A 12,545-nucleotide genomic window follows, 5' to 3' on the forward strand; every position below is an offset into this window, starting at 1 on the left:
GTTCCGATCGCGCCTCAGTTGGCGGCCTGCGCCTGCTTGTCCTGCAAGGCGGTCCGCGCGTCGTCGATGCGCTTGCGCAGATCCGTCGGCATCGACTTCACATCCGGATTCAGCGCATCCAGATCGTTGAGCATGCGCTTGGCTTCGTCCTTGTCGCCCTTGTTGATCAGCGCGGCGATCAGGTTGACGCGCCACTCGATGCTCTCGGGTTCGATTTTCAGGGCCGAGCGTAGACTCGCCACCGCCTGCTCGTAATTCTTGCGGGCGGAGTAGACGTGCGCGAGCGTGTCATGGAACGTCGCCACCGTCGGATTCGACTCGACCGCCATCTTCGCCAGCGTCAGCGCCTCGTCGAGATTGCCGTTCTTGTCGGCGATGAGGACGGCGAGGTTGTTCTGCGCGGTGCTCAGGTCGGGCTTGACCTCCAGCGCCCGGCGATACTCGGCTTCGGCGCCGTTGATGTCGCCGGCCTGATAGAGAAGCATGGCGTAGCTGATGATCGCGCCGACGTCGGCGTCCTTGAGAGTCGCCAGACCGCGAAGCTGCTCCATGCCCTTCTTCTTGTAAGCGTCATTGTTCGTGCGGGCGCCGAGGATGTACCAGTCGTTGGCGATGACGACGCGCTCGGCGATGGCGTCGGCCGGGGTGACGGCTTCGACGCGCTCGAACCAGGTGGCGACCGTCGGCGTGTCCTTGATCGCCTGTGCGGCAAGCTGCGTCCAGAGGGCGCGCCACTGCGGCGCGGTCGGCAGCAGCGGCTTGAGCAGCTTGGCCGCCTCCTCCGTCTGGTTGAGCCCGATGAGCCCGCGGGCGTACACGGCGATGATCCCCGGCAGGCGGGTCGGCTGTGCCATCGCAAAGGCGCGGTAGCGCTCGACCTGTGCGATCGCCTTGGCGGGCTGGTTCGTATTCAGATACGCGTTGGCGATCTCGGCGTCGGCGAGCAGCGGTTGATTGAGCGTGCGCTCGCGCCACTGCTGACCGGTCGAGATGACTTCGTTCCATCGACCCAGACGCTCGAGGAGGCGCGTGGCGCGCTCGGCCGGGTCGGCCTCGGTCGGGAAGGCCTCCATCGCGCGGCTCGCCAGCGAGAGCGCGTCTTCGAACTTGCCGTAGCGGGCGTTTTCGTCGATGAGCAGCATCTGAAGCGCCATGAAACGCGGGTTCTTGTCCGCGAGTTTGCGCAGCGCCAGCAGGTGGGCCGTCAGCGACTGCGAATCGGTAGTCTTGTCCTGCATCGTGCGGAGCACGGCCATCGCCGCTTCGCGATTGTCGTCGTCCTTGACGAGCGCCGAGACCATCGGCCGCAGGGACTCGACGGCGATGGCGGGCTTAATGACGGCGGACTGGTTCTTGATGAGCGAGAAGAGCTTGTCGCCGGCATTGGCCTTCAGGGCCCGATCGTTGGCGTCCATCGCCTTGTCCGCCTCGCCCAGCGAAGCGTAGAAGTCGATGAGCGTGCGCCAGGCCAGCGGCTTGTCGGGGATGATCTTCAGCGCCGCCTCGAAATTCTCCGCGGCCAGATCGCTGCTGCCGAAGCGGCGGTAGAACTCGCCGTTGAGCATCTCCAGCGTGCCGGGCGTCAGCTTCATCTTCTTGAACAGCGCCATCACCTGCATCGCGTCGTCCACACGCCCCGTCGCGCCCAGGAAATTCGCATACGACTGCACCACCTGCGGCGACGGTGCCGACTTGAGCAGTTTCTGATACTCCTCGTCGGCTTCCTTGAGCTGGCTGCGGCGGAAAAGCAGTTCCGCCCGCATCAGCGTGGGCTTCTCGCCCTCGGCGCCCAGCAGCGTGATCGCCCGGTCGCTCTGGCCCATCTGCGCCAGCATCGCGGCGACCTGCTGACGCTGCACGTCCGACAGGTCCTTGTCCTTCATGGCCAGATCGACGAGATTCTGCGCGGCGGTAAAGTCGCCCTGAAGGATGTTGAGCCGGGCGAGTTCGAGCTTGATCGCCACGTTCTGCGGCTGAAGGTCCGACGCCGCCTTGAGCTGGTCGATCGCCGCGCCCGTGTTGTCGAGCTGCTGCATGGCGGTCGCCAGCAGAATGCGCGGCTCGATGAGGTCCGGCGAGCGCTTGACGATGTCATTGAGCATCGTCACCGCCTTCGTCGGATCGCGCTGCGAATCCTCGCCCGTCAGGTACCAGCGGGCGCGGGCGAGCTGCCACGTGAGTCCCTCATCGGTGCTCTGAGACTTGACGCGCTCGATGGTGCGGTCCATGAAAGCCCGGTCGGACTGGACAGCGCCCATGCCGAGGATCATGCGCTGAATGTGCAGATTGTTGGGATTGGCGTCGCCGATGGCGATCCACGCCGCCTTCGCCCGATCGTCGCCGACCTGGTCCAGGAAGCGCGCCCACGCAATCTGCCACGACACATCGTCCTTGCCGTTTTTCTCGACGAGCGGCTGAAGATAGGCCAGCGCCGCTTCCTTGGATTCATTGGTCAGCTTGAAGACCGCCTCGCCGTAAGCCAGGTTCGCCGTCGTGCCGTTCTTGTCGGCGCTCATGGCGAAAAGCTGCTCTTCGAGGCCGAGTTTGAAGTCGCGGCTGATGGAAGCCAGTTGCAGGAGCGTCTGCTCGGGCAGCGGCTTGTCCTTGGCGGCCAGCGCGTCGGTGATGACCTTTTTGGCCTGATCGACCTTGCCGGTTCGGGCGAGCATCTGCACATAGAGCCCGATCGTGTTGGGCTCGCCGGGCGCGGCCTTCTGAACCTGCGTGAGCAGTTCCAACAGCTTGTCCTTGGTGTCATCGCCCACGCCGGCGTCGATGAGCTGCGACCATGCGTTGGCCAGACTCACCACCGCTCCGACGTTGTCGGGCGCGCGGAGAAGCGCCTGCTGCGCTTCCTGAAGCGCCTGCCGGGCGCGGTTCGTCGAGGAGTAGACCATGGCCATGCGGATATGCGGCTGAGCCCAGGCGGTGGCGTACTGCGCGGCCGCCTCCCACTGCTCGATCGCCTGCTCGTTCTCGCCGAGCTGGGCATACGCCTCGGCGAGGAACATGCGGATGAACGGATCGCCCGGGCTCGCCGAGATGCCGTCGCGGCAAATCTTCACGACCTGCTGAATGTCCTTGGGCTTCTCGATGAACACGTCGCGCAGCACGGGGACCCACGCCAGAGCGCCGTTGTCGCCGGTGCGCTTGGCCAGCGCATCGACGATCGCCATCGCCTCATCCTTCTTATCGTCGCGAATGAGCGACATGGCCTTGAGCGCCAGCAGATCGCTCGCCGAATCGCGGTCTTCGGCCTTGTAGTCCTTGAGCAGCGTGAGGATGTCCTGATAGCGGTTGTTCTGCCACAGACGCCGCGCGTACTTGCGGATGATGTTGACGTCCTTGAGTTCCGCGGCGTTCTTCTGGAGCATCGCCAGCGAATCGGGGAACAGGCCCATCGCGTCAAGCTGATCCGACACGATGCGGACATAGTCGGCGTCGGGCGGCGCGGCGGCGGCGGCCTTCTTGATCCACTCCACGGCGTTCGTCCGATCGTTGGTCAGCGCGTAGGCGAAGGCCATCAGCACATCCATGCGCGGATTGTCCGGGAACTTCTCGCGCACGCCCTGCGCCCGCTTGATGAGGTCCAGCGGCGGCTGATCGAGCTTGGACATGATCAGGATGGCGTTCGTCTGTGTCTGCAAGTCCTCCGGCTGCACCTTGGCGGCGCGATCATTAAACTGCATCGCCTCCTTGAACTTGCGGCCGCGCATCAGCGCGATCACCTTGGAGCGAAGCGCGTCGATGTCGTCGGGCTTGATCGCCAGCAGTTTGTCCGACAGGTCGCTCACTTCCGTCTCGAAACCGACCGCGACGTAGATTTCCAGAAGCTTGTGCATCGCCTCGACGTTGTTGTCATCGAGTTGCACGACGCGCTGGAGAATCTGAATGGCCTGCTGGATGTGCTTGCCGTTGGGCAGCTCCACGTGCAGGCGCGCCAGCGCGAAATTGTACATCGCCTCCGCGTCGTCCTTGTTCCGCCGCCAGTAGTGGCCCAGATGATCCAGGGCCTTGTCCCAGTCCTCGGCCTTGACGGCGGCCATGCCTTCGGCGCGGTCCACCGCCGCCTGAGCTTCGTTGCGCTGCTTGGTGTAGACCACCAGCGCGACGCCCATGCCCGTGGCCACGACCACGATGGCAAGGAGGATAAGGAGCCGCTTTTTCGTCTTGGTTCGAATGCTCATTTGCTAATCGCTCAATCGCAGGATGACAAGAATGGTTTTCCAGATGATGAACAGATCCATCTTCCAGGAGCCCTGTTCGACGTACTCGATGTCGAACTTGATCCACTCCTGGAAGTCCATGCCGGTCTGCCGGGTGCGCATGACCTGCCAGAGGCCGGTGATGCCGGGGCGGACGCTCAGTCGCGCTTCGCGCCAGGGCGGACAGCATTGGTTTTCCGCGCGGGGGCTGGGGCGCGGGCCGACGACGGACATGTCGCCGATGAGGACGTTGAAGAACTGCGGAAGCTCATCGATGTTGAGTTTGCGGATGAGCCAGCCGACGCGCGTGAGTCGCGGGTCGTTTTCGGGATCGATGAAGAACTGCGGGCCGTCGGCCTTGTTCTGAAGCAGGAGGGCGGCCTTGATCTTGTCCGAGTCGTTGCGCATGGAGCGGAACTTGATGCACGGGAACTCGCGCCCGCCGAGTGTTTCGCGGCGGTGGGCGAAGAAGAACGGCCGGCCGTCTTCGATCCAGATGGCGAGCATGATGATCGGGTACAGCGGCAGCGTCAGCGCCAGAATGAACAGCGAGAAGATCACATCAAAGATGCGTTTGGTGCTGCGGTGCAGGGTCGAAGTCTGCGGCACCTGCACGGGGCGCTCGAACACGGGGGACGGCTCGATTTCGAGCCATTCCAGATCCTCGGGCGGGGGCCGATGCGCCGGATCGTCCCAGAGCACGGCCGGGCCGACGATGCTGTTGTCGGGCAGGCGTTCGCGTCCGACGCCGACCCAGGCGGGGCCGATGAAGCGGATGGCCGGATCAAGTCGGGTCTGCGCATCGCCCCAGACGCCGGGCATGATGCGTCGGGCGCGATGGATGGTCGCGTCAGGCGATTGCCAGAACTGAATCAGGTCGCGGACGCACTGCATGATCTCCTGCGGGATCTGCATGTCGTAGACGTTGCCGTCGACGGAGACGGTGGTGCGGCGACCGGAGGGGATGCGGCGGCGAAGCTGGCGCCAGCCGGTGCGGGGATCGGACGCGGCCTGCCAGATTTCGGCGATGCGGCGGCTGGGCGTGAGCGCGACGCGGGCGAGTCGCGAGTCGGACCCGCCGTAGATGCGGTTGAAGCGCTTGAAGCCGCCGTCATTGTCGGTGACGACCAGTTCGCGATACCCGTGATCGCGCGTCTCGTGAAGGCGGATGAACATCAGATCGGGGGCGAGCCAACTGAGCTGATGGACGAGGCGGCCGATCTTGAAGATGGTCAGGGAGTCGGCTTCGGTCAGGAGAAAGAGTTCCGCGTCCTTGACGATGGCGCTGCGTTCGCCTTGGCGCACGACCTGCACGCCGCGCGCCGCCCAGAAGCGGTCGTGCAGTTGAATCGGGTCCAGTCCCCAGACGGTCGGGAGCTGTAGCCGCGATGCGTTTTCTGTCTCGTTGGCACTGATCATAATGCGAGCTTATTTGGAGCCGTTGCGCGTCGAATTGGCCGAGCTTGCGACCGCACGAGCGACCGGGTCGAAGCGAGCGGCCTCTTCGCTGTTGGTCGGCGTGAGGTTGAGCCGGGTCGGCAGGCGACGCCCCGGTCCGCCGTCCTCGTCGGGGACCTGCACTTCCGACAGCGCATCGGAGAGCGAGGCGGACAGGACCTGGACATCCGTCCCCTCGGCCCGGTTGAACACAAGGCCCAGCACGCGGGCGCCGATCGAGTACAGGTGATTGACGGACTTTTCGGCCAGATCGCGCTGTTCGCCGCGCGCGACGACCATCACGACGCCGTCGGCTTCGGCACAGATGTGCGATGCTTCGAGACTGCCGGGGACGGGCCCCGTGTCGATAACGATCACGTCGTACTGCGCCCGCGCCTCTTCGAGCAGGCGGCGGACGGACGTGGGAGAAACCTTGCACACGTCATACGCCTCGGCGGCGCCGACGGGCAGGATGGCCATGTTGTTGATGCCGGTGTCGGCGACGCAGTGTTCGAGCGGTTCGCCTTCCAGCGCGTCGAGCAGGCCGACGGGCGTATGCTCCTGCAAACTCAGCGCCTGCTCCAGGTCCTCCTGCTGGAGGTAGCCCAGTTCGATGAGCGTTTCGCCGAGGCGTCGGTTGGACTCCTGCGCGATCTGCAGGGCTTCATCGATCTGCTGCTCGGTGACGAGCTGCTCGCGTTGGAGGACCTGGCCGATTTTGCGACGGATGATGGCGTCGACGCGGAGCGTCAGTCCGCCGCCGATCAGGTCGCAGTCGACGATGAGGGTTTTGGAGCCGGCCGCGGCGAAGGAGACGCCCAGGGCCAGCGCGAGACTGGTTTTGCCGTCCTGAGCGCCGGGGCTGGTGATGGCGAAAACGCGTCGGCCCTGCGAATCGGAGCCGATCTGAAGGAGCGTGCGCACCTGGTGTACGCAATGTGCGGCGACGGCGGCGTGCTCGGGCTCGGCCAGATCATCGGGCAGACGCGGGAGGATGCCGAGCATGGTGAGCCGGCCGAGCGTGTCGGCGGCGTCATCGAGACTGCGCAGGCGACGATCCATCGAACCGATGAGCAGCACGATGCCGAACCCGAACGCTCCGCCCATCAAGGCCCCCACCGCCGCCAGCCCCTGCCGGCGATCGCGGAACGGACGCTGGGGCACGTCACCCTTGTTGATGACGCTCACGCGGCCGCTGACCGCCTGTTCGACACGAAGCTGCTCGATGCGGTGCTCGGTCTCGTCGAAGCGTTCGCGAATCGTTTCTTCTTCGGCCTTGAGGGCGGCGAGGCGCAGATTCTTCTGGCCCAGGTCGACGGCCTCGGCCTTGGTCTTGTTGTAAAGCTCCTGAAGAGCGTCAAGGCGTTCGTGAAGCTGCGGCAGGGCCGCCACGCCGGGGCCGGCGCCTTCGGGCGAAAGAGCGATCTGCTCGTTGACTTTCGCGGCGTACTCGACGATCTTGCGGTTGATGGCGTCAAGCAGCGTGCGGACCTGCACCACCTGACGGTGATTCTCACCGAGGGTCAGACTCATCTGCTTCAACTGCCGGTCCACGCCGTCACGCTCATTGAGCAGCTCGCGCATGTTCACATCGCGCAGGCCGATCTCTTCGGGGGACAACTGGGGCGGCCCCGCCGGATTGGCCGCGCTGGCGGTCGCATCCGGAGCGGGGGCATCGGCCGGCGCGGGCTTGGGCGCTTCGGCGACGGCGGGCGCGTCCGCCGCCGGGGCAGGCGCGGGAGCCGCATCCGGGGCCGGTGCGGCGCCGGGCGCCGATGCATCGGGCTTCCCGGCGGCGCCATCGACGCCCTTGCGGGCGTTCTTCTGAGCTTCGATGTACGACTCGGCGAGGCGGATCTGAATCTGAAGGTCTTTGACCTGCTGTTCGAGTCGCGAAACTTCGACAAGCTTGAGCTGGTGAATCTGGTCCAGATCCTTGGAGCCGAATTCGTTGGTGATCGACTGTTCGAGGCGCTGCTGGCTGGCCAGATCATTGCGCAGACCGGTCTTGCGCTGTTCGAGGGTTTCGAGTGTGCGGTTCGTCACGGACTGGTCCGACTCACCGTAGATTTCCGCATAGGAATCGACAATTGCTTCGACGGCTTTCTGAGCGGCCTTGGGATCGGGGTCATAGAAGTTGACGAAGATGACTTCCGAGCCGTGCGGGTGATCGACCTGGAGGTTTTCGCTGAACGTCTCCATCGGATCGCCGTCGGGCTTCCAGTTGACCTGCTTCCAGGTGGGTCGCTCCATCGCCTTGGCGATGACGCGGCTGCTCTGGATCATCACGACCTGCGCCCCGACGTAGGCGTCGAACATCGGCAGCAGGTTCGACTGATCGGTCGAATAGAGCACCTTGGGCAGAATCGGCTGCACGCGGATCGTGCCGTAGCAGCGATAGATCGGCACGGTCAGACGCCAGCCGAGCAGTCCGCCGGCGACGGCGAAAAGCACGCCCAAAAGCGCCGCCCACTTGTACCGGCCGCGCATGATCGAATGAACCCGGCGCATCGGGGCGGACTGGCGCTCCGGCTCCGACGGCATGTACATCATCGGTTCCGTACGCTCGGAGGCGCCTTCGATCGGGACCAGTGGATGCTTTTCGCTCATTGCGGCGCTCCATGAAGAATGGCTTTGATGACCGGCATGTGCGCGGTCACCAGCTCGTTAAAGATTTCCGCTCGTTGTTCATCGGTCAATTTCGAGTCCTGGTACACGACCTGAACCTGCCCGGCCCCAAGGAATCGACGCTGATAGTCCCAGGCCTGGCTTCGGACGGATTTCATGTCCCGTGCGGTCTCCCCGCCGGGCAGAAGGATGAAGTTATCGACCGTCAGCTCCTGCGCGCCGAAGGTATCGGACGCAAAGACGTATTCCATGCCGTGAATCGGCTCGCCTTCGATATAGCGATCGAAGGGTTTGGCGGAGCGCTGAGCGAGTCCGTGGGCCGGATAACACACCGGCGGGTAGTGCCCGTAGATGTCGCGGGCGTCCTTGCACTGCACGAGCAGCACGGTGACGCGCTGGCCGATGACGGGATTGGTGAAGACGCGGTTGTAGATGACGTTGGGTTTGAGAAGGCGGATGGCTTCCTTCTGGATGGGTTCATTGACGCCGACCCAATCGCCGATGCGCGTGGGGAGCTGCGCGGCGGCGGCGGTGATGGCGGCATGATAGGGCTCGGCATCGCCGGGCGAGGGGCGCGAGTATGACTCGGCCGCCAGCGCCGCCATCACAAGCAGCGTGATTAGCGGGGCGATCAGGAATTGTTTGCTTTTGCGGGTCATGGCGTCGCCTTCCGGTTCAGTCGTATGCCAACATGTAGGGCGTGACGGGGATCAGGGCCCATTGCAAAACCTTGATGATGCTCATGAGCAGCAGGAACGCCGCGATAAGCATCACCCAGCCGGCATAATCGTGAAAGTGATTGGCGATGGCGGTGGCGTCGAAACCGGCGAGCTTCCGTCCGGACAAGCCGTAGAGCCACACCGTCGGCACCATACGGATGATGTTGCAGACCAGCGCGGAGACGGGGCTGGCGGCGATGATCAGTGTGCGGACGAACGTGCGCAGCGGCGTGCCGAAGGCGAAGGCGAACGACACGAGCATCAGGGCGAAGACCATGCGAAGACCGTTGCACGCTTCGGCGATGGCGACTTCCTGCCCGTTGATCGTCAGCATGTTGCCGGCGCGTTCGACGTCGACGCCCATCACGTCGAAGATCGTCTGCGTGATGTGGGCGAGGATGCCCTGAAGCGGAATCGCGATGCCCAGCCGGATGCTGCCGGGCACGGGCACGAGAAACACGAGCACGGCGAACGCCGGCAGGAAGCGCATGAACACGTCCTTGCCGATCACCGACAGCAGGCAGCCCACGACGACGAGCACCGCGCCGAAATGCCAGGCCGCCTGAATGGCGTGATAGTAACCGTAATACGTCGTCGCCCAGCCGATCACGACGAACACCGGCCCGATCAGCGTGCCGGTCGGGTAGCAGAACCTCAGCCGCTCGCGGCGGACCCAGACGAGCCAGCCGGCGATGATGGGCACGAGGAAGATGTGGCTCGCTTCCTCGTCCTTGGCGGCGATGTTGAAGATGTCGGCCCATGCGTTGAACGTCAGCAGCACGCCGAGCGTGACCATGAAGATCGCCGCGACGATGTGCCAGGGGCTCCATCCATTGCGTGCCCACGAGCGGGGCGTGGTCAATGCGATCATGATGTTTGCACTCCTCGTTCGCGCAGTCGGCGCGGGGCCGCCATCAGCCGGTCGATCACGCGCTGGTTCCGCCCCACCACCGCGCCCGGACACACCAGCGACCGCACCACGATCGCGCCCGCGTCCACCCGGCTCCCCGCCAGCACGACCGAGTCGTGAATCCGGGCGGAGCTGTCCACCTCGGCGCCGTCTTCGATGACCGAAAACGTCGACTCGATGTTCTCGGCGAACGGATCGTTGACGACGGGCTTGTTGGCGAGCTGCAGATGACGCAGGCGCAGCGCGGACATGTAGTCGGCGAGCGTCCGCACGGGCAGACCGCAGGGCTGATCCAACTCAACGACGCCCACGCGAAAGTCCCTGGCGATGGCGGGCAGGGCCTGTTCCTTCATGTCGACGAAACCAGCCCGCGAAATCTTTTCAAGCACCTGGCACTGCACGAGCATGAGCCCGCTGGGCGTGCCGTCTTCGTGCGCGACGATGCAGACATGAGCCCCGCGCGACGCCAGCAGCAGCGCCATTTCGCTGAGCGGCCGGAACATGACCTGAAGCCCGTTGGCCACCAGCAGGTAGTCGTCGGGTTCGTAATGCTCGCTCAGATCGCGCAGCACGCCGCCGGTCCCGCGGTAATCCATCGGGTCGCGCTCGATGCTGAACTGTGCGGCTCCGTTGACGGTCATGGGCTTGGGCATCGTGGAGCTATGGTCGAGCATCACCTGCACCGGCAGGCGATCGCGGGTCAGACAATGGGCCAGGTCGGTCGTGTGGCGATGCCAGTGGCCGATGATCGTCTCGCCGTCGCCCATGGGCAGTTCCATGATCGACCGGCCGATGCTTTCATCGAGCTTGCTGGGGCGCACGGATCCCGCCATCAGGACGACCGCACGAAGCGCGGACAAATCGTCCACCGCCTGTTCGTGCGAGCGCACCCCTGCAACGGGCCCCTGTTCATTTCCCGCAGGCTGCTGCAACATCGCCATCGTGCCTCTCTCCACCCTCAGAACCCCTGGCCTGATCGAATCTGAGGACGAGCAAAGTATTCTACCGTTTCGCCCTGAACCAAACAATTCAATGACACGCTTTGGCGGGGTGCGATTCGTCGCTCCCTCCCGTCCAAAACGCTGTCCGTCCACGAACCTCCGCGGCCGGTGCGGACCGGCCGCTGAAGGCAATTATCGTCCATCGGATCGCCGAAAATAAGTCCGAATCGCCGCACATGGCTGGCTTTGCCGATGCGCGATTCGCCCGGCGACGACGCCGCGTCCTCGTTGAACCCTTACCGGACGCACATGACGGGGTCTCATCCTGATCCGTCATCCTACCGGCCCTATTACGCAAATCCCGGCGTCGTGTTCGAGATGGTACGGGAAACTTTCGTGATCGTCCCCCCGTAGCCCGTTCAGGCCGCCTGGGCCGGGCCCGAACCGGCGGTGACCCGATGCGTCGTGGGCTGGCGGCTGAAACGCGTCTTGACCCGCAAAAAAATCGTCTCGTAATACCGATATACAAACCACGCCACCCCCGCGCTGATCGGAATCAGCAATAGGAAATTGAGCGTCGGCGAGTTGATCCCCAGATGCCCGAGCACCTGACGCAGCACGTTCAGGCACAGCATGTGCATCATGTAGACACCATAGCTGATGATCCCGATGGTCCGCACGGGCTTGAGCGACAGGAACCGGGCGAGCCAGTGGTCCTCGATGATCACGCAACTGAGCACCAGAAGCGTCAGCGCGCCGCACACGCCGTAGTCCCAGTCGATCGATCGCGTCGGCAGCGCACACACGCCGACCACCAGCGCCAATGCCAGCGGACTGACCCACGGCTTGCCCACGACGCGGTACAACCACCCGTACACCTTCGGCGAGTGCAGCGCATGCGCCATCAGCACGCCGAAGCAGATCGCCGGCTCGATGTACCACAGAACCTGATACCCCGTCGAGTCGACCGGAAAGATCGAGATGAACGTCCCCTGCCGATGCAGGTACACCACGATGATCAACCCGATCATCGCCAGCACCGCCCACATGCCCCTGAGCACCTTCTCGATCGATGGCCAGACCAGATAGAACTGCTCTTCCACCGCCAGCGACCAGGCGAAGTAAAAGATGACGCGCTGCGTCTCCGTGTCCGCCTTCGAGGGGACGAGCCAGTTGGTGGTGTAGGTCAGGAAGGCGGGCAGATTGTCGAAGAACGTCGCCTTGTCGACCGGGTTCTTCTCGATGACGACGACCGCCAGCGTGTACACCAGCAGCATCAGGTAATAGAGCGGAAAAATACGCAGCGATCGCCGCCAGTAGAACGCCGACAGGGACAGATAGCCATAGCGTTCGCGTTCGCGCAGGAGCAGGGTTGTGATGAGAAATCCGCTGATGACGAAGAACAGATTGACGCCCATGTAGCCGCGCTCAAAGAGCGGGATGTGCAGGTAGGCGCCGGGCTTGGTGTGATGCCAGAGCACGGCGAGGATGCTCAGGCAGCGCAGGCCGTCGAGGGAGCCGAAGTACGAATGCGACCGAAAGGCCAGATACGCATCGCGCGCCCGCGCCGCAGCGATCGGCGCGCCCGCGGTGTTTGTCATGGAGCTGGCTTCAGACATAAGACTCATTTGAAGCGGAGAACCCGATCGGCACATCCCGCCGCGCGGACGTCCGCCTCGCGCGATCCCCGGCGAATTATACCGGA

At 64.2% G+C, this 12,545-nt stretch carries 7 protein-coding genes; all 7 read right to left on the bottom strand.

What is annotated here, in order from left to right:
• Positions 1-14: 14 nt before the first annotated feature.
• The 7 genes from GC162_01335 to GC162_01365 all read right to left on the bottom strand — a co-directional run bounded on the left by GC162_01335 (position 15) and on the right by GC162_01365 (position 12,495).
• On the bottom strand, positions 15-4,187 hold the full coding sequence (locus GC162_01335; GenBank protein ID MBI1367276.1) for a tetratricopeptide repeat protein: 4,173 nt from the start codon (positions 4,185-4,187) through the stop codon (positions 15-17).
• Positions 4,188-4,190: 3 nt separating this feature from the next.
• Positions 4,191-5,624, bottom strand: a complete 1,434-nt coding sequence (locus GC162_01340; GenBank protein ID MBI1367277.1) for a hypothetical protein — start codon at positions 5,622-5,624, stop codon at positions 4,191-4,193.
• A 9-nt stretch (positions 5,625-5,633) separates the two neighbouring features.
• Positions 5,634-8,252, bottom strand: coding sequence for an AAA family ATPase (locus tag GC162_01345; protein ID MBI1367278.1), 2,619 nt, complete (start codon positions 8,250-8,252; stop codon positions 5,634-5,636).
• Positions 8,249-8,929, bottom strand: coding sequence for an exosortase-associated EpsI family protein (locus GC162_01350; GenBank protein ID MBI1367279.1), 681 nt, complete (start codon positions 8,927-8,929; stop codon positions 8,249-8,251). The genes GC162_01345 and GC162_01350 overlap by 4 nt, the downstream gene beginning before the upstream one ends.
• A gap of 16 nt (positions 8,930-8,945) precedes the next feature.
• Positions 8,946-9,860, bottom strand: coding sequence for an exosortase (gene xrt, locus GC162_01355; protein MBI1367280.1), 915 nt, complete (start codon positions 9,858-9,860; stop codon positions 8,946-8,948).
• A complete protein-coding gene (locus GC162_01360) occupies positions 9,857-10,759 on the bottom strand; it encodes a hypothetical protein (GenBank protein MBI1367281.1) in 903 nt (300 codons plus the stop codon). Before GC162_01360 ends, xrt begins: the two co-directional genes overlap by 4 nt.
• A gap of 500 nt (positions 10,760-11,259) precedes the next feature.
• The gene (locus tag GC162_01365; GenBank protein MBI1367282.1) at positions 11,260-12,495 is read right to left on the bottom strand and encodes an acyltransferase family protein; all 1,236 of its coding nucleotides are present in this window, start codon (positions 12,493-12,495) and stop codon (positions 11,260-11,262) included.
• Between the last annotated feature and the right edge of the window lie 50 nt (positions 12,496-12,545).

Source organism: Planctomycetota bacterium (genome assembly GCA_016125255.1).
Taxonomy (GTDB): Bacteria; Planctomycetota; Phycisphaerae; order Phycisphaerales; family Zrk34; genus RI-421.

Excerpts from the sequence above, each read along its gene's own strand:
- GC162_01335 (MBI1367276.1), bottom strand. The coding sequence starts at position 4,187 with ATGAGCATTCGAACCAAGACGAAAAAGCGGCTCCTTATCCTCCTTGCC.
- GC162_01340 (MBI1367277.1), bottom strand. The coding sequence starts at position 5,624 with ATGATCAGTGCCAACGAGACAGAAAACGCATCGCGGCTACAGCTCCCG.
- GC162_01345 (MBI1367278.1), bottom strand. The coding sequence starts at position 8,252 with ATGAGCGAAAAGCATCCACTGGTCCCGATCGAAGGCGCCTCCGAGCGT.
- GC162_01350 (MBI1367279.1), bottom strand. The coding sequence starts at position 8,929 with ATGACCCGCAAAAGCAAACAATTCCTGATCGCCCCGCTAATCACGCTG.
- xrt (MBI1367280.1), bottom strand. The coding sequence starts at position 9,860 with ATGATCGCATTGACCACGCCCCGCTCGTGGGCACGCAATGGATGGAGC.
- GC162_01365 (MBI1367282.1), bottom strand. The coding sequence starts at position 12,495 with ATGTGCCGATCGGGTTCTCCGCTTCAAATGAGTCTTATGTCTGAAGCC.